The sequence below is a fragment of the Streptomyces sp. NPDC054796 genome (assembly GCF_053611545.1).
This window is the reverse complement of record NZ_JBSHAO010000020.1, coordinates 84,899-102,080: the sequence shown is the minus strand read 5'-3', so window position 1 is coordinate 102,080 and position 17,182 is coordinate 84,899. Positions and strand designations below refer to the sequence as shown.

The window sequence follows — 17,182 nt, the reverse complement described above, 5'->3', positions numbered from 1 at the left end:
CGCCGAAAGGCGCGGGAAAGCGCGGAAAGACGGGGAAAACCGCAGAAAGGGCCGGGAAAGGCGGGGGCACCGGAAGAACGGCCGGGGGCACCCGTATCAGTACGGCCTGGGGTACCCGTATCCGAAGCCGGGGGCCGCCGTCGGAGCCGCGCCCGCGTGCGGCGCGTCGCGGTCGAAGAACGGCCGCGAATTGCGGCGCAGCCACATCGCGACGGGGTCGAAATCGTCCGCCATGGAGACGCTGGAGACCGGCAGCCCCTCGGGCACCGCCGACACCGACTGCCGCATCATCTGCCGGACCGCTTCGACGGAGGACTCGGCGCCGTCGTACAGATCGAGCCCGATGGCCAGATACGGGGCGCCCAGAGCGGGCTGCACCCAGCAGCGGCGCAGCGAGCGCACGGCGGGTGTGCGGTGCGCGTTGTGGGTCAGCAGGGCGTAGAACTGCGGGATTTCCAGGGCCGGTTCGGAGATGCGCAGGGGTCCTGCCGGGAGGCGGTCGAGCCCTGTGGCGATGCGCCGCAGGTCCAGCCAGGGGATGCCGACGCCGCCGCCCGGTGCGTGCGGATTCAGCCAGATCCCCCAGCGCTCGGGGAAGAGGGCCGTGGCGATCTCGCGCCCCGTCACCACCTCGTGCGCGCGGTTCCAGCCGGAGGCGGCCAGCTCCTGCGCCGAGGTGACACACGGCGCGTAGCCGTAACCGGCCACCTCCATGTTCCCGTACTGCGCGTCGGGCGAGCCCGCCTGCCCTGTCCAGAGCAGCATCCACATCTGGCTGTCGGCGAGCACGTCCAGCAGCGCCTCGTAGGTGTCGAACCGGCCCGGCGACACCTGCTTCAGCAACTGTTCGACACTGCCTCCCGCGCTCACGTAGCCGCCCCTTCTCCCGCATCGGTCACCCGCTCCGGGCACGCTCGTGCGCCCCGCCCCGTCATCAAACCAGCTTACGAGCCGGATACGACATGAGTCCCCGTACTCGGGCCCCGGTTATCCGGCTCGCGCGTTTTTCGTCCCGGCAGCTCCGGGCTAGGTCTCCCGCGTGTAGAAGGGCCGCACGCACTGGCGCATCCACTCCACCACCGGGTCCTGCGCGGCATCCAGCAGGACGAGCTGCACGGGCCACTTCACGGGGGCCCTGCCCAGCGCCCTGCCCAGCGCGTCGTGCGCTGCCTGGCGGGATTCGGGGTCCAGCAGGTCCAGTTCGACGCCGACGAAGAGCGAGGGCGGCTCGCCCTCGGTGCTGGCGAGGGCGCGTCTGGCCGTACGGAGAGAGGGCAGCACCGCGAACTCGCCCGCGGCGGCGCCGAGGAAGTCCACCGGCTCGTCCTGCCAGTCGGGCTCGAAGAGCCTGACCCGGGCACCGCGCGCCACGCCCCAGGCGGCCTGCTCCGAGGGGGTGTTCGCGCACAGTTCGGCGACGGCCTCGGGAGGCAGCGGCATGCCGACGGTGCCCTCGGGGTTCACGGCGATGCCCACCTGCGGCGGCAGGCCGCGCGCGAACTCGCGCGCGGGCGCGACGGTGAAGGACATGTGCGAGCCCACGACCTGGAGGAACTGCTGCTCCGAGCTGAAGACGGGGACGTAGGGAGCCCCTTCGAGCTGGATCGTCGGCAGATCGAGGTTCGGGCTGTCGGGCCCGCCGCCCTCGGGCAGCGGCACCCAGACGCTGCTGCGCCCGAGCACCTCCAGCAGCCGGGCGCCCGCGTGGGGCACTTGGAGGGAGGCCGCGAGGGTTTCCTCCAGCTCGTTCCCGGGCCAGCCTCCACCGTGGCCCGGTCCGTACTGCTGCGGAAAGGTCATGGGGGCAACCCTAGCCGCGGCCCTCTGAGCTGCGTCGGGGAGGCGCCGGAAGCGACGAGGCAAGGGGGACGGAGCACCGCGAGCCGGACGGTACCGGGCGGCACGGGAGGCGCGGGGGAGGCGCGGGGGAGGCGCGGGGGAGGCGCAGGGGAGGCGCAGGCAGAGGGAAGGCGCGAGGGGGCAGCGCGAGACCCGTAACCCGGATGCTCACGTATGGCGACCGTCCAGTTGCGGAGCGCACCCAACCCTCGAAGGGTGGTTCTCGTCCCTATCGACCTATGTCGGTACCTAACGGAGGAATCTCCCATGCGTCTCAGCAAGACCGCGGCGGCGGGCATCGCCGCCGCTCTCACCGGCTCGCTGGCCCTCGGGGCCGGCACGGCCGCCGCCTTCGATCATGGCCCCCGCCACGAGGGGGCCCCGCCCGCGCCGGGGTCGTCGTCGGCGCTCATTCCGCAGGTCGAAGCCCTCAAGAACATCGGCGGCCTCCTCACTCCCGTCTCGAACCTCGTGGACGGGGTACTCCAGGCCAAGAACGGCAAGCTCCCCCAGAACGAGGCCAAGGAGCACTCGGCCGAGGTCGGGAAGGCGATCAGCACGCTGAAGAAGGCCGCGGCGGCGAAGCAGGCCACCGGCTCCCACCGCGCCCAGGCCCCCTCGGACATGACCCTGAAGGCCGCCGAGGACCTCCGTACCCGCGTCGACGCGCTGCTCAAGGCGTCCGCGGCCGGCGACAGGCAGCGGACGTCCGGCGCCGTGAAGGCCACCCTGACCGGCGCCGTCAACGTGATGGCGGGCGGCCTCTCCGACGGGCGGCTGCCCGCCGCCGACCTCAAGGGCCTGCCGAAGCTGTCCGGGACCCAGCAGGGGCCCGGGGCGGCCACCGCGCCCCGCGCACTGGAGGCCCCCACGCCCTCGGGGCTGCGCGGCGCCGGTGAGCTGGCCCGGCAGAGCGAGCTGGTCGGCGACACCGGCAACGTCATCGTGCCGGTGGGCCGAGTACTGAACACGGTGCTCAAGGACCCGAAGGCCAAGCACAACGAGGCGGACCTCCAGAGAATGGGCAAGGCCGTCAAGGACGGGCTGGCCGAGCTCCAGCGGACCAGGTCCCAGCGGCCCGACCCCCAGCAGCCGCGGGACGAGAACCCCCAGAAGGAGACCCCGCCCCAGCCGGGTCAGCAGGACCAGCAGGAGAAGCCCCAGCAGGACCAGCCCCAGCCCGGACAGCAGGAGAAGCCCCAGGAAAAGCCCCAACAGCAGAAGCCGCAGGAGCAGAAGCCGCAGGAGAAGCCCCGGCCCGAGCAGAAGCAGCCGGAGCAGCCGGAGCAGCCGGAGCAGCAGCAGAACGCCCAGGAACCGCGCCAGGAGGCACCGAAGCCCGAGCAGAAGCCGGAACAGCGGCCGGAGCAGCAGCCCGAGCGGAAGCAGCAGGCGCAGCCGGAGCGGGAGAAGGAGGCGCCGGAGCACCAGCCGAAGCAGGACCAGCCGAAGCCGCAGGACACTCAGCAGCAGCAGGGCCCTGAGCAGGAGCAGGCGCTCCCGGTGCGGAAGAGCGGCACGCGAGCGGCCGACCGCCCCTCGGAGGGGAGCAGACTGACGCTCAAGGCGAGCACCCAGTTGCGCTCCAAGGTCGACGGGTTCCTGAGGGCCGCGTCCTCCGGCGACGAGCGCAAGGTCACCAACGAGGCGAGAACCATGCTCACCTCCACCGTCAACGTGCTGGCCAGCGTCGCCCTGGGCGGGGCGCTGCCCGAGCCCGACCTGAAGGGGCTGCCGAAGGCGGCGCCGATGCCGGAGGCCAAGGGCGCCAAGCGTGCCGAGGCCGCAGAGGGCGACAAGGCCCCCAAGTCGCCGAAGGCCCCGATCCTGCACATGGGCCACACCCCGGCGTTCTGACGCACCCACACGAGGGCGCGGGCGACCGCGCGCTCTGTCCCCGTGCGCGGCCCGTCACCGCTGAGCGGTGACGGGCCGCGCGCGTGCGGGGCACCGCGCACGCCTTGGTACGCCCCGGAACACGCCGGAACACGCCCCGGACGCATCCCCGAAGCGGACCCGGAAAGCACCCCGAACCGTGCCCCTGCTCGTCCCCTACGTGCCTTGGCTCGCCCCTACTCGAACGCCACCCCGCGCAGCGCAGCCGCCGCCTCCCGGTCCAGCAGCACGACCGAGGAGCAGCCCTCGGGCACCCGCCCTGCCTCCGCCTGCGCTATCAGGCGGCCCACGGCCCTGCGGTGCCGGGCGAAGGCGTACCCGGAGACGCCGCGGCCGCGCTCGGCCTGGCCCTCCAGGGCGACCACGGGCGGCACGTCGAGGAGCACCAGGTGCAGCCCTCTGCCGCGCCGCCGCGCGTCCCTGGCCAGCCAGCCGCGCACCCAGCCCTGCGTCCCGCAGTCGTGCACGACGACGCTCGCGCCCGAGGCCAGCGCCCGCCGCAGCCCCGCGTAGTGCGCGAGGCGGACCAGGGGACGGTAGACGCCGTAGGGCAGCCAGCCGGGCAGCCTGGCCTCCCAGCGCTCCCTGGTGTCCTGCGAGTCGATCCTGCTGACGGTGTCGTGGAGAGCCACCGTGCGCCGGATCAGCGTCGACTTGCCGCTGCCCGGCAGTCCCGAGACCACGACCAGGTCACCCGCCGCGAAGCGCAGCGTGCGTCTGGCGGCGGTGCCGCGCAGATCCCGCTCCAGGACGGGCACGGGGGCCTGCGCGGGCACCACCGCACCCGCACCGCCTCCCGCTCCGCCCCCCGTGACCGTCGCGGTCACCGTCGCGTAAGCACTGCGCAGACTGCCCACCTGATCGCCCTCCCCGGATACCTGCGTTTCCCGGGGGCCTCCCCCGGGCCCCCGGCGCTCCACCGCGGCTTTCCCCGAGAGTGTCAAGAAAAGGTAATGCGGTTCAAGACGATTGCTTCCCCGCCAGGAGCACCACGGGTACCCGCGCCGTGCCATGATGTGCGGGCCAACTCCATAACGGCCGCTTGAATCCGCGCGGGAGAGTCCCCGTCCGTACGCCGTCCGCCCCTCGCACAGTGTGCACGGAGGCGGCGTCCACGGGGCGCCGAAGGAGCAAGTCCTCCCTTGAATCTCTCAGGCCCCGATACCGCACAGGATGAGGCAGATCTGAAAAGCGAGCCGCCGCGCGGCTCCACCCAAGGTGCAAGCCGAGGCCCACGGTAACGGGCTCCTGGCGAACCTCTCAGGTTCCGATGACAGATGGGGAGGACATCCGGTCACTTGCCCCTGGAGCCTGACTGACATGAGCGACACCCCTCGTAAGACCGCACTCGACGCCACTCATCGCGCGCTCGGCGCGACGATGACCGACTTCGCGGGCTGGGACATGCCGCTGCGCTACGGCAGCGAGCGTGACGAACACAACGCCGTCCGCACTCGCGCGGGCCTGTTCGACCTCTCCCACATGGGTGAGATCACCGTCACGGGCCGGGACGCCGGGGCGCTGCTGGACTACTCGCTGGTCGGCAACCTGTCGGCGGTCGCCGTCGGCCGCGCCCGCTACACCATGATCTGCGACGAGGACGGCGGCATCCTCGACGATCTGATCGTCTACCGCACCGGCGAGGACACCTACATGGTCGTCGCCAACGCGGCCAACGCGCAGGTGGTCCTGGACGCGCTCACCGCGCGCGCCGAGGGCTTCGGCGCCGAGGTGCGCGACGACCGCGACGCCTACGCGCTGCTCGCGGTCCAGGGCCCCGAGGCCGTCGGCATCCTGCGGACGCTGACCGACGCCGATCTGGACGGGCTGAAGTACTACGCGGGCCTGCCGGGCACGGTCGCGGGCAAGGACGCGCTCATCGCCCGTACGGGCTACACCGGCGAGGACGGCTTCGAGCTGTTCGTCGCGCCCGGTGACGCCGTCGCCGTGTGGGAGGCGCTGACGGAGGCGGGCTCCGGCGCGGGGCTCGTGCCGTGCGGCCTGAGCTGCCGGGACACGCTGCGCCTGGAAGCGGGGATGCCGCTGTACGGGCACGAGCTGAGCACGTCGACCACGCCCTTCGACGCGGGTCTCGGCCGGACGGTGAAGTTCGAGAAGACGACGAACGAGGGACGTTTCGTCGGCCGCGAGCCCCTGGAGGCGGCGGCCGAGCGGGCGCGGAACAGCCCGCCGCGCAAGCTGGTCGGCCTGATCGCCGAGGGGCGCCGGGTGCCGCGCGCGGGGTACGGGGTGGTCTCGGCCGAGGGCGAGGTGATCGGCGAGGTCACCTCAGGGGCCCCCTCCCCGACCCTCGGCAAGCCGATCGCCATCGCCTACGTGGACGCCGCGCACGCGGAGCCGGGCACCAAGGGGGTCGCGGTGGACATCCGCGGTTCCCACGAGCCGTACGAGGTGGTCGCGCTGCCCTTCTACAAGAGGCAGCGCTGAAACCACCCGTCACGGGCCCGCCACCGGCGGACGGAGGCGCACTCCGGGAGCGGACGCGCCACCGCCGTACGGGCACCCGTCGGCACGCACCCCGCGTCGGCCCGTGCGGGCGCCCGCGCTCCGGCCCGTGCGGGCGCCCGCGCTGTGGAACTCGTCCCATCTTCCAAGACCGTTTTCCCCCGCACCCCTCTCATCCAGGAGAATCGCACCATGAGCAACCCCCAGCAGCTTCGCTACAGCAAGGAGCACGAGTGGCTGTCGGCCGCCGAGGACGGCGTCTCGACGGTCGGGATCACGGCGCACGCCGCCGAGGCACTCGGCGACGTCGTCTTCGTCCAGCTCCCTGAGGTCGGCGACGCGGTCACCGCGGGCGAGCCCTGCGGCGAACTGGAGTCGACCAAGTCCGTGAGCGACCTGTACGCACCGGTCTCCGGCGAGATCACCGAGATCAACCAGGACGTCGTGGACGACCCGGCACTGGTGAACTCGGCGCCCTTCGAAGGCGGCTGGCTGTTCAAGGTGAAGGTCTCGGAGGAGCCGGACGACCTGCTCTCCGCCGAGGAGTACACCGCCTTCGCCGCCGGAAGCTGAGCTGCTCTGCCCGTCTCCCGCCCACCCACCCCCAGCCGTGCCAACAGGGATGGTTTCATGTCGCTTTTGAATGGTTCTCTCCACGAGGTGGACCCGGACGTCGCCGCCGCCGTCGACTCCGAGCTTCACCGCCAGCAGTCCACCCTCGAGATGATCGCGTCGGAGAACTTCGCCCCCGTCGCCTCGCTGGAGGCCCAGGGCTCCGTCCTGACGAACAAGTACGCCGAGGGCTACCCCGGGCGCCGCTACTACGGCGGCTGCGAGTACGTCGACGTCGTCGAGGACATCGCCCGCGACCGCATCAAGGCCCTGTTCGGCGCCGAGGCGGCCAACGTCCAGCCGCACTCCGGCGCCTCCGCGAACGCCGCCGCGATGTTCGCGCTGCTCAAGCCGGGCGACACCATCATGGGCCTGGACCTGGCGCACGGTGGTCACCTCACGCACGGCATGAAGATCAACTTCTCCGGCAAGCTCTACAACGTCGTCCCCTACCACGTCGACGGGACCACGAGCCTGGTCGACATGGAGGAGGTCGAGCGGCTCGCCAAGGAGCACCGCCCGCAGATGATCGTCGCGGGCTGGTCCGCCTACCCGCGCCAGCTCGACTTCGCCGCCTTCCGCCGCATCGCCGACGAGGTCGGCGCCCTGCTCATGGTGGACATGGCGCACTTCGCCGGGCTGGTGGCCGCGGGTCTGCACCCCTCCCCCGTCCCGTACGCGGACGTGGTCACCACCACCACGCACAAGACCCTCGGCGGTCCGCGCGGTGGCGTGATCCTCTCCAAGAAGGAGTACGCGAAGAAGATCAACTCCGCGGTCTTCCCGGGCCAGCAGGGCGGGCCGCTGGAGCACGTCATCGCCGCGAAGGCCGTCTCCTTCAAGATCGCCGCCAGCGACGAGTTCAAGGAGCGCCAGCAGCGCACCCTCGCGGGCGCCCACATCCTCGCGGAGCGCCTGCTGCGTGAGGACACCGTCGGCGCGGGGGTCTCCGTGCTCTCCGGCGGCACCGACGTCCACCTCGTCCTCGTCGACCTGCGGGACAGCGAGCTGGACGGCCAGCAGGCCGAGGACCGCCTCCACGAGGTCGGCATCACCGTCAACCGCAACGCCGTCCCGAACGACCCGCGCCCGCCGATGGTCACCTCGGGGCTGCGGATCGGCACCCCGGCGCTGGCCACCCGCGGCTTCGGCGAGGACGACTTCCGCGAGGTCGCGGACATCATCGCCGAGACCCTGCTGCCCTCCTTCGACGAGGCCAAGGCCAAGGCGCTCTCCGCGCGCGTCACGGCCCTCGCCGAGAAGCACCCGCTCTACCCGGACCTGGGCAAGGGCAAGGACAAGTAACACAGCGGCCACCGGCCAACCGGCCCCTGGCCACCGGCCACCACGGGGGCGCCCCCGCCCACCCCGCGGGGCGCCCCCGCGCACCACCAACCCCCACGAGGGAGTCCGTCACCATGGCCATCTCCGTCTTCGATCTGTTCTCGATCGGTATAGGCCCCTCCAGCTCACACACCGTGGGCCCGATGCGCGCGGCGCGGATGTTCGCCCGCCGCCTCAAGAACGAGGGGCTGCTCGCGCACACCTCGTCCGTACGGGCCGAGCTGTACGGCTCCCTCGGCGCGACGGGCCACGGGCACGGCACGCCCAAGGCGGTCCTGCTCGGCCTGGAGGGCGAGTCGCCGCGCTCGGTGGACGTGACCACGGCCGACGAGCGCGTGGCGCACATCAAGCAGACCAAGCGGCTGCGGCTGCTGGCCGCCGAGATAGGCGACGCGCACGAGATCGCCTTCGACGCCTCGACGGAGCTGATCCTGCACCGCCGCCGCTCCCTGCCGTACCACGCCAACGGCATGACGCTCTTCGCCTACGACGAATCGGGCGCGCCGCTGCTGGAGAAGACCTACTACTCGGTGGGCGGCGGCTTCGTCGTCGACGAGGACGCCGTCGGCGAGGACCGCATCAAGCTCGACGACACGGCGCTGAAGCACCCGTTCCGCACGGGCGACGAACTGCTGCGGCTCACCCGCGAGACGGGCCTCTCGGTCTCCGGGCTGATGCTGGAGAACGAGAAGGCGTGGCGCACGGAGGAGGAGATCCGCGAGGGGCTGCTGGAGATCTGGCACGTGATGCGCGCGTGCGTGGCCCGCGGCCTGGGCCAGGAGGGCATCCTTCCGGGCGGCCTGAAGGTGCGCCGCCGCGCCGCCACCTCGGCCCGCCAGCTGCGCGCCGAGGGGAACCCCGAGGCGCACGCCATGGAGTGGATCACCCTCTACGCGATGGCGGTCAACGAGGAGAACGCGGCGGGCGGCCGGGTCGTCACCGCGCCCACCAACGGCGCCGCCGGCATCATCCCGGCCGTGCTGCACTACGCCATGAACTTCGTTCCCGGCACCGACGAGGACACCGTCGTCCGCTTCCTGCTGACCGCGGGCGCCATCGGCATGCTCTTCAAGGAGAACGCCTCCATCTCCGGCGCCGAGGTCGGCTGCCAGGGTGAGGTCGGCTCGGCCTGCTCCATGGCGGCTGCGGGCCTCGCGGAGATCCTGGGCGGCAGCCCGGAGCAGGTGGAGAACGCGGCCGAGATCGGCATCGAGCACAACCTGGGCCTGACCTGCGACCCCGTCGGCGGCCTCGTCCAGATCCCCTGCATCGAACGCAACGGCATGGCCGCGGTCAAGGCGGTCACGGCGGCCCGCATGTCCCTCCGCGGCGACGGCCGCCACCACGTCTCCCTCGACAAGGCCATCAAGACGATGCGCGACACGGGGGCCGACATGAAGACGAAGTACAAGGAAACGGCTCGGGGCGGGCTCGCGGTGAACGTCATCGAGTGCTGACGGGGCACTGAGGGGGGCTGGGCCTCCCCTGACACGCCGAAGGGGCGCGGACACCAGGTCGTGGTGGCCGCGCCCCCGTGCGTCAGGTCGGGCGGACTCGGAGATCAGTCGGTCTGGGCGCCCGAGGGGAGCTTGCGGAGCTTCATGTCCTCCGCGGAGTCGGAGTCGAACCCGTAGTCCAGGATCTTCGCCGCGTCGGCGTACCGGTCCTTGCTGTTCTGGATGGTGCCGACGAGGGTCTTGCCGTCACGGGTGGCCGCGAACACCAGGCAGGGTCCCGCCGGGGTGGTCGTGCCGGTCTTGATGCCGACGACGCCCTTGTAGGAGCCGAGAAGCTGGTTGGTGTTCGTCCAGGTGTAGTGGCGGGTGCCACCGTTCTCGGCCGGGGCGTCGCCCTTGTACTCCTTGGTCTTGACGACCTCGCGGAACGTGGCGTTCTCCATGTTGTGCTTGGCCAGCTTGGCCAGCTCGAGCGGAGTGCTGACGTCCTTCTTGCTGATCCCGGCGAAGGTCTTGAACTCGGTCTTGGTGAGCCCGAGGTCGTCGGCCTTCTTGTTCATCTTGCCGATGAAGGACTCGCTGCGCTCGGCGGGGGTGTCGCCCTCGCCGAAGGTGTCGGCGAGCGCGTAGGCCGCGTCGGCGCCGGAGGGCAGGAGGGCCGCGTAGAGCAACTGGTTGACGGTGACCTTGTCGCCGGTCTGGAGGTCAGCGGTGCTGGCCTCGTGCTCCGTCACGTAGTCGCGGTACTCCTGCTTGACGGGAACCTGCTGCTCCAGGTTCACGCCCTTGGTGTCGAGCACGACCGAGGCGACCGCGAGCTTCGTGGTGCTGGCCAGCGGGCGCGCGGTGTTGTCGGCCTTGCCGAAGACCTTCTCGCCGCTCTCAGCGTCCAGCAGCGCCGCGCCCTTGGCGGCGACGGTGGGCGGGGGCGGTGCTGCGGCCTGCGCGACGAGGGGGGAGACGGCCAGCAGCGCGCCGCCCGTGCAGGCGGCGATGATGATCTTGCGCTTGGATATCTTGCGCTTGCTTGTGGTTCTTGCAGTCAAGGAGTAACGCTCCGTATCTGCGTTGCGTGTGGGGGAACAGTGGTGCACCGGAGGGACCGACGGGTCAAACATAAAATGTGGCCCCTACAGGTAGACGCGGGCAAACGGCCCCGAGTTCACGCGCGTCCCACTGCCCCCTGGAGAGATCCCGAGGAGCCCTCTTCACCGCGCCCCCACATGCCCCGGTGTCCCCGGCGCCTCCAGTGGCCCCGTCCGCGCCGGACAAGCAAAAAGGCCCCGCTGGCAGCGGGGCCCTTCACTGGCGCTGACGCGCCGACGGATCGGCGGATCAGTCGTTCACGCAGGTATTGCCGAAAGCGGGGTTCAGCAGGCCGATGATGTCGATGGTGTTGCCACAGACCTGCGCCCCGATGTGGATCGGGAGCTGAACCGCGTTGCCCGAGAGCACGCCCGGCGAATTGGCCGCGGCACCCTGCGCACCGCTGTCGGCGGCGGCGGTGCCGGCAGCGGCACCGGCGGCCATGCCGGCCGAGGCGAGGACCAGGACGGCCTTCTTGGCAGCGTTCATGGAGCGTACTCCTCCAGATGGATACTCGACGGCCCCTATTTGACACCGTGCCCTGATAAACGGGCGGAGTCCGCGCTGGTTAGCCAAAAGCCCGCTTTTTCCTTCGATTGGTGTAACCGGCGTAACCGGCACGCCAGGGCCCGCCCCCCGAAACACGCATGCAGCTCAACGGGATTAGCCGATGTATCCGTGTCATACGGGTGAACGTGCGGAACCAAACCGAGGGTCACGAGTTGGTCAGTTCGCTCCGCAGTTGGGGCTCCACTTCCAGAAGGGTGAATCATGATCAAGAACGCTCTCGCCGCAGCCGCTGTGGCTACCGCCATTGTCGGCGTGGCGGCCCCGTCGGCCATGGCGACCGGTAACGACCAGGGCACCACCTCGGTCAACGGCAACGGTGCTGAGTCGTCCTTCGGCAACTCCGGCACCCACGGCAACTGGAGCCCGCAGAACAGCCTGGTCCAGGGCTCGCTCAACAAGCCCTGCCTGGGCATTCCGATCGAGGCCAACCTCGGCTCCCTCGTCGGCCTGATCCCGATCACGGTCCAGGACATCAATGTCCTGTCCTCCCCGCAGGACCAGCAGTGCACCGAGAACTCCACCCAGGCGAAGGGCGACGAGCCGCTCTCCCACATTCTGGACGACCTGGCGGTGCTCTCGGCCAACGGCGCCGGCAACCGCTGACGCCCACCGGAAGAGGCCCGGGCCACCCGGAACCGGCCCGGGCCTTTGCCGTGCGCGGCCCTTCGGGCATTCGACCTTCGGATGAGCCATTCATACGGTAATCCGTCCGGTGGAAACAATCGGATGACGATTAGTCCTACTGGTTTCCGAACTGTTGGGCCGCACGGGCGAGTTAGCCGACGCTCCCTCCTCTTTCTCGTGCCGTACACATGCGGCGATCGTTACGAATACCGGCAGCGGAGTTCCGGGCGCGATCCAGCGCCCTACAGGCACGAAGGCCGTGACCGAACCCACCCCGCTGCGGAAAGGGCTGAAAAAGTGAAGTACACGAAGACCGCCGCTGTCGCGGCCGGCACCCTCATGGCCGTGGGCACTGCCGCTCCGGCGTTCGCCGACTCGGGTGCCCAGGGCAGCGCCACCGGCTCCCCCGGCGTCCTGTCCGGCAATGTGCTGGAGGTTCCGATCCACCTGCCGGTGAACCTCTGCGGCAACACCATCGACATCATCGGCATCCTGAACCCGGCTTTCGGCAACACCTGCGTGAACGACTGACGTTCCCGCGCCGAAGCGCAGGAGAGCGCCTTGCCGATGGGGCCTCGGAGTGCGATTCCCGCACACCGAGGCCCCATCGTTTTCCGTCCCTGCGTATCCCTGAACGACGTTTCCCCGCCCGGTTTTCCCTGCGCGGCATTGCCGAACTCGCCTCTCTGTGCCCAGGATCCCATCTTTCGGGTGGCTCTGGACCGAACCCGGAGTTCCGCAGTTTCCGTTGGCCGGTGCAGTCGTTATCACCATCGAAGACGGAGCAACGGGCGCGGACTGATTCGCCCGGGCAGTCAGGCTTTCAGCCACAGGCAACACGCAACTATTCTGGGAGTAACCCCGCATGAAGCACGCGAAGACAGCCGCAGTCGTCGCCGGTTCGATGATGGCCCTGGGTGCGGCGGCGCCCGCCTTCGCCGGTGACAGCGCCCCGACAGGTCCCCAGTTCAGCCTCAACGGCGGTATTTCGGACGCCCTGAGCAAGCCCGGCCCCCAGATCGACAATGTCGTGGGCACTGTCGAGGGTGCGACCAAGGGCGCGACCAAGGGAGCCACCGAAGGAGCGGCCAAGGGCGCCCCCAAGAGCACGGCCAAGGGCGAGAAGAAGACCCTGCTCAGCTCCGACTCGGACGAAAAGCTGGGCAAGAAGCTGCTCGGCGGCCTCCCGCTCGGTCGCTGACTCTCCCGTCGGTTCACCGCACGCGGGGAATTTCTCCCCGGGCCGCGCCCGTCGGCGCACGCGGCCTGGCCGGAAGCGACTTCAGCGTCGCTGTCGACCCTCCACCGTTCGAGAATTCCCGACCGGACCGACGTGCGCCAGGGAACCGCCCTCGGTGATTTCCGCCGGTTTTCTTCCTCCAGAATCCGGCCGCCTCCTGAACGGCCCGGTCCAACACCGTTCAGGTGAATCGGAAGAACTTACCGCAGGTGCGGGAGTTAGGCACGGTGTCCCGGGTCGGGATGCCCGCACGTCATATGAAGGGTAAAAAGTGATCAAGAAGATTCTGTCGACGGCCACCGTCGCCGTCTCCATCGCCGGTGTCTCGGCCATGACGGCCCCGCAGGCCATGGCGGTGGGTGACGACCAGGGCACCACTTCGGTCAACGGCAACGGCGCGGCGCAGACGTACGGCAACTCCGCCACTCACGGCAACTGGAGCCCGCAGTTCGCGCTGATCCAGGGCTCGCTCAACAAGCCCTGCATCGCCCTGCCCGCGAAGGCCAACCTCGGCTCCCTCGTCGGCCTGGTGCCGATCACGGTCCAGGACATCAACATCCTGTCCTCCCCGCAGAACCAGCAGTGCACCGAGAACTCCACCCAGGCCAAGGGTGACGAGCCGCTCTCGCACATCTTGCAGGACATCCCGATCCTCTCGGGCAACGGCAAGAACAACCGCTGACAGCCTGACCGTCACCCCGGCCCGGGACGAGTGCGCTCGTCCCGGGCCGTGTGCTGTCCGCCTGTGGGATCAGACGCGCGAACGGCGCGGTGGACGGTTCCGTACGGAAGTCGCGTACGGGACCGCTCACCGCGCCGTTCGACGTGGGTGGGGCGGTGCGGCCGGAGAGGTCAGCCGGGCAGCACCTTCGTCACCGGGCCCACGAGCGGCAGCTCCGAGAGGGAGTCGCCGCGGGTGATCGGGCCGGTGACCGTGCGGGTGCTGATGGGGCGGAAGTCCGCGACCTGGGTGACGACTCCGTTGTCGAGCGGGTCCGAGCCGGTGTTGGCCAGGGGGTCGAGCTGGAGCCGCTTGACCGCGCCGATGGAGCCACCGAGGCCCTCGTGCGCGCCCCGCACCCCTTGCACGCCGGCCTCGCCGAGCCCCCCGACCGCCGCCGACAGCGAGGACTCCTCCTCGCCCGTGGCCCCGGAGTCGCCCGAGGAGGCGGGCGCCGCCGAGGGGGAGTCCGCGCTCGCGGTGGCCGCGCCGCCGGCACCGAGTGCGGCACCGGCGGCGGCGGCCACCAGACCTGCGCGCAACAGGGCGCGCTGTGTGTAGGACGACGTGCGAGATGCGCGGGAAGCCACGACCACCACCAGGTGCGAATGAGAGAAACCATGTGTAACCGTTCCATCGCACACGGTAGTCCATTGTGGCCCTGTCGTCCCAATGCCACCCCTTTGCTTACGATATGACCCCGCTGCCGCGCCGGTCAGTTGCGCCAGGGGTCGTAGGAGGGGTTGTCGACGCACTCCGACATGATCTCGACGCGCTTCTCCTTGTCGACGGGGCAGGCGCCCACGATGAAGTCGTTGTCGATACCACCGGGGAACGCGACCTCCACCTGGCTCGCGTACTTGTGGTCGTCGCCGATGGTCTTGTTCACGTCGATGCCGCCGGGTGCGTCGATGTAGTAGTTGTAGCCCGGACGCCAGCTCTTGTAGAGGTCGTGGTCGTAGCTGGTGCTGACGAAGGGCGAGTGCTGGTTCTTCAGCACGTACGCCTCCAGGTCGTACTGCCCGTTCTTCGTATCCCTGGGCTGGAAGCCCTCGGCGAAGATGACCGACGGCGGGCGGCCGTCGGAGCGGTAGAGCTGCTGGCAGGTGGTGCGGTAGTGCGGCTTCGGGGTGATGCGGCCGAGGTCGACGTCGCGCGTCGCGGCGGCGTGGAGGCGGTCGCTGACCACGGGGCAGGAGGAGGGCTTGGCGGCCTTCTTCGACGTGGCGGACGGCGCCGCCGTGGACTTGTCCGGCGCGGCGGACGCGGCCCCCGGAGACCCGGGGGAGGCCGCTGCGGCGGCCGGGGTGAGGAGGGCGGCCAGGGTCAGTACGGCGGCGGCGACACGGCCGCGGATACGAGTAGTCGTCACGAGCAGGAGAATCGCCCCTCGCGCGGCCCCAGTTGGGCACCGTCACCCGATCGGCGGCGTGTCCCGCGCGGCGTCGGCGGCGTCAGCGGCGGACGGCGACGTCAGCGGCGGGGCGACATCGGCAGCGGGCGGCCGCGGCAGCGGCGAGCGGCAACAGCGAGCGGCAGCGGCGGGACGCTCAGTGGTCGGCGACCCGCATCTCGAACCACGTCGTCTTGCCGCGCGGCAGCAGATCGACGCCCCAGCGGTCGGAGAGGGTGTCGACGAGGAAGAGACCGCGTCCGCTCGTGTCGAGTTCGTGGACGGGGAGCAGACAGGGGAGGCCGCGGGACGGGTCGCGGATCTCGACGCGGATCCAGCCCCGGCGGCGCAGCATGCGGATGCCGAAGACATGGGCGCCGGTGTGCCGTACCGCGTTGCCGACCAGCTCCGAGACGAGGAGGACGGCGTGCTCGGTCAACTGGGACGGCAGCGCCCAGCTCGACTGGAGCACGGCCTGGGTGAGCTGGCGCGCGGTGCCGGCGGACTCGGGACGGTTGGGCAGGCACACCTCGGCCACCGTCGGATCGCCCACCAGATCGAAGACCCTGCTGGCGCGCTCACCTCCCGTCGGCTCACTCGGGCCGTCAGGAACCCAGTCGGTCACGCTCGCCACATCTCCCTGTCCCGCCATGGCCACCATCATGGCGGCCCCGTGGGGCTCGCGGGTCCGTTCGCGGGGATCCGCGGTCGCGAAATCTCCCCATCCGTCACCCGGCCGAGGCATATGCCGAGGGCAGTGAAGGAGCGGACAGTGCCGCGCGACCAGGGATGACGATGTGTGCACCCGTGATCACAAGGCGCCACGAACGGGCTTCCCTTAAGGCTCATTTAAGCCGTAGCTCAGTCCCCCACAAGGCGGGGCGCGTGGGCGGCGCGTTCCACGCCACCCCCAACCACCCCACCCGTCCGGAGGGTTGCCCGGCGCCATCGGCCACCGCGCCACGGCCCCGCGCGCACCGCCCTCATGCCTGCGGCAAGCGCCCTCGGCTCAGCGGAACTTCGCCTTCCCCGGGCCCTCCTCCACGAAGCTGCGCATCCCCGTCTCACGGTCCTCGGTCGCGAAGAGCCCGGCGAACCAGGTGCGCTCCACGGTGAGGCCCGTGTCGATGTCCGTCTCCAGACCGGTGTCGACGGCCTCCTTGGCCGCGCGCAGCGCCAGCGCCGGACCTGCGGCGAGCCGCGCAGCCCAGGCGTGCGCCTGCTCGTACACCTCGGCGTCGGGCACCACGCGGTCCACGAGGCCCAGCGCCAGCGCCTCGTCGGCCTTCACCTGGCGGCCGGTGAAGATGAGGTCCTTGGCGCGGGAGGGGCCGATCAGCCGGGCGAGGCGCTGGGTGCCGCCCGCTCCGGGGATGAGGCCGAGCAGGATCTCGGGCTGTCCGAGCTTGGCCTTCTCGCCCGCGACGCGGATGTCGGCGCACAGCGCCAGTTCGCAGCCGCCGCCCAGCGCGTAGCCGTTGACGGCGGCGACGACGGGCTTGGGGATGCGCGCGACGGCGGTGAAGGAGTCCTGGAGCGCCCTGGACCGTACGACCATGGCCGCGTGGTCCATGGCCTGCATCTCCTTGATGTCCGCGCCCGCCGCGAACACCTTCTCGCCGCCGTGCAGGACGACGGCCCGTACGTCGTCCCTGTCGGTGACCTCGGCTGCCAGTTCGCGCAGCCGGTCCTGGGTGGCGGTGTCCAGCGCGTTCATCGGGGGACGGTCCAGACGGAGGGTGGCGACGCCCTCGGCGACCTCAAGGTTCACAGTCATGGGGGAAGGTTAACGGCCGTTACGCGCACCGTGACCTGTGCTGCGCGCGGCGGGGGCGCGGGGGGGCGCACCCCCAACCCGCGCCCCCCCGAACCCGCGGCAGCCCCCCGGGGGCCCCGGAACCACCCCACACCCGGGGACCACACCGCCGGGGCCG

At 70.7% G+C, this 17,182-nt stretch carries 18 protein-coding genes and 1 riboswitch; of the genes, 9 read left to right on the top strand and 9 right to left on the bottom strand.

Features of this window, described 5'->3' with window-relative positions:
* Positions 1-96: 96 nt before the first annotated feature.
* A complete protein-coding gene (locus ACWGJ2_RS18780; RefSeq protein WP_453347227.1) occupies positions 97-870 on the bottom strand; it encodes an enhanced serine sensitivity protein SseB C-terminal domain-containing protein in 774 nt (257 codons plus the stop codon).
* A 156-nt stretch (positions 871-1,026) separates the two neighbouring features.
* Positions 1,027-1,800, bottom strand: coding sequence for an enhanced serine sensitivity protein SseB (locus ACWGJ2_RS18775; protein ID WP_453347226.1), 774 nt, complete (start codon positions 1,798-1,800; stop codon positions 1,027-1,029).
* 306 nt (positions 1,801-2,106) lie between these two features.
* Between ACWGJ2_RS18775 and ACWGJ2_RS18770 the strand changes: the two genes are divergently transcribed.
* Positions 2,107-3,696, top strand: a complete 1,590-nt coding sequence (locus tag ACWGJ2_RS18770) for a hypothetical protein (protein ID WP_453347225.1) — start codon at positions 2,107-2,109, stop codon at positions 3,694-3,696.
* A gap of 215 nt (positions 3,697-3,911) precedes the next feature.
* Here the strand turns inward: ACWGJ2_RS18770 and ACWGJ2_RS18765 are convergent, their stop codons facing one another.
* Positions 3,912-4,592 (bottom strand): AAA family ATPase, encoded by a 681-nt coding sequence (locus tag ACWGJ2_RS18765; RefSeq protein WP_453347224.1) that lies wholly within the window; start codon positions 4,590-4,592, stop codon positions 3,912-3,914.
* Positions 4,593-4,778: 186 nt separating this feature from the next.
* A riboswitch (glycine riboswitch) is annotated at positions 4,779-4,912 on the top strand.
* Between the two features lie 143 nt (positions 4,913-5,055).
* On the opposite strand from ACWGJ2_RS18765, the gene gcvT reads away from it, so the two are divergent.
* From gcvT to ACWGJ2_RS18745, 4 genes are all read left to right on the top strand, one after another.
* Positions 5,056-6,183 carry a glycine cleavage system aminomethyltransferase GcvT gene (gcvT, locus tag ACWGJ2_RS18760; protein ID WP_453347223.1) on the top strand — a complete coding sequence of 376 codons (1,128 nt, stop codon included), beginning with the start codon at positions 5,056-5,058 and terminating at the stop codon, positions 6,181-6,183.
* A 210-nt stretch (positions 6,184-6,393) separates the two neighbouring features.
* Positions 6,394-6,774, top strand: coding sequence for a glycine cleavage system protein GcvH (gene gcvH / locus ACWGJ2_RS18755; protein WP_453347222.1), 381 nt, complete (start codon positions 6,394-6,396; stop codon positions 6,772-6,774).
* 57 nt (positions 6,775-6,831) lie between these two features.
* Positions 6,832-8,118 (top strand): serine hydroxymethyltransferase, encoded by a 1,287-nt coding sequence (glyA, locus tag ACWGJ2_RS18750; protein WP_453347221.1) that lies wholly within the window; start codon positions 6,832-6,834, stop codon positions 8,116-8,118.
* A 113-nt stretch (positions 8,119-8,231) separates the two neighbouring features.
* Positions 8,232-9,614, top strand: a complete 1,383-nt coding sequence (locus ACWGJ2_RS18745) for an L-serine ammonia-lyase (RefSeq protein ID WP_453347220.1) — start codon at positions 8,232-8,234, stop codon at positions 9,612-9,614.
* A 104-nt stretch (positions 9,615-9,718) separates the two neighbouring features.
* On the opposite strand, the gene ACWGJ2_RS18740 is transcribed toward ACWGJ2_RS18745, so the two are convergent.
* Together ACWGJ2_RS18740 and ACWGJ2_RS18735 are read right to left on the bottom strand one after the other, a co-directional pair.
* Entirely contained in the window at positions 9,719-10,660 is a 942-nt protein-coding gene (locus ACWGJ2_RS18740) for a D-alanyl-D-alanine carboxypeptidase family protein (RefSeq protein WP_453347219.1), read from the bottom strand.
* A gap of 289 nt (positions 10,661-10,949) precedes the next feature.
* Complete coding sequence (locus tag ACWGJ2_RS18735) at positions 10,950-11,189, bottom strand: chaplin (RefSeq protein ID WP_453347218.1); 240 nt, start codon at positions 11,187-11,189, stop codon at positions 10,950-10,952.
* A gap of 282 nt (positions 11,190-11,471) precedes the next feature.
* On the opposite strand from ACWGJ2_RS18735, the gene ACWGJ2_RS18730 reads away from it, so the two are divergent.
* The 4 genes from ACWGJ2_RS18730 (at position 11,472) to ACWGJ2_RS18715 (ending at position 13,816) form a co-directional block, all read left to right on the top strand.
* A complete protein-coding gene (locus ACWGJ2_RS18730) occupies positions 11,472-11,873 on the top strand; it encodes a rodlin (protein WP_453347217.1) in 402 nt (133 codons plus the stop codon).
* Positions 11,874-12,191: 318 nt separating this feature from the next.
* On the top strand, positions 12,192-12,425 hold the full coding sequence (locus ACWGJ2_RS18725) for a chaplin (protein WP_453347216.1): 234 nt from the start codon (positions 12,192-12,194) through the stop codon (positions 12,423-12,425).
* A 334-nt stretch (positions 12,426-12,759) separates the two neighbouring features.
* Entirely contained in the window at positions 12,760-13,095 is a 336-nt protein-coding gene (locus tag ACWGJ2_RS18720; protein WP_453347215.1) for a hypothetical protein, read from the top strand.
* A 310-nt stretch (positions 13,096-13,405) separates the two neighbouring features.
* The gene (locus tag ACWGJ2_RS18715; protein WP_453347214.1) at positions 13,406-13,816 is read left to right on the top strand and encodes a rodlin; all 411 of its coding nucleotides are present in this window, start codon (positions 13,406-13,408) and stop codon (positions 13,814-13,816) included.
* Positions 13,817-13,986: 170 nt separating this feature from the next.
* Here ACWGJ2_RS18715 and ACWGJ2_RS18710 read toward each other — a convergent pair whose 3' ends face one another.
* The 4 genes from ACWGJ2_RS18710 to ACWGJ2_RS18695 all read right to left on the bottom strand — a co-directional run bounded on the left by ACWGJ2_RS18710 (position 13,987) and on the right by ACWGJ2_RS18695 (position 17,025).
* Positions 13,987-14,445: a hypothetical protein gene (locus ACWGJ2_RS18710; protein ID WP_453347213.1), complete on the bottom strand. Its 459-nt coding sequence runs from the start codon at positions 14,443-14,445 to the stop codon at positions 13,987-13,989.
* A gap of 125 nt (positions 14,446-14,570) precedes the next feature.
* Complete coding sequence (locus ACWGJ2_RS18705; RefSeq protein WP_453347212.1) at positions 14,571-15,227, bottom strand: ADP-ribosyltransferase; 657 nt, start codon at positions 15,225-15,227, stop codon at positions 14,571-14,573.
* A 178-nt stretch (positions 15,228-15,405) separates the two neighbouring features.
* Positions 15,406-15,909 (bottom strand): ATP-binding protein, encoded by a 504-nt coding sequence (locus tag ACWGJ2_RS18700; RefSeq protein WP_453347265.1) that lies wholly within the window; start codon positions 15,907-15,909, stop codon positions 15,406-15,408.
* Positions 15,910-16,257: 348 nt separating this feature from the next.
* Complete coding sequence (locus ACWGJ2_RS18695) at positions 16,258-17,025, bottom strand: enoyl-CoA hydratase/isomerase family protein (RefSeq protein ID WP_453347211.1); 768 nt, start codon at positions 17,023-17,025, stop codon at positions 16,258-16,260.
* Positions 17,026-17,182 lie beyond the last annotated feature (157 nt).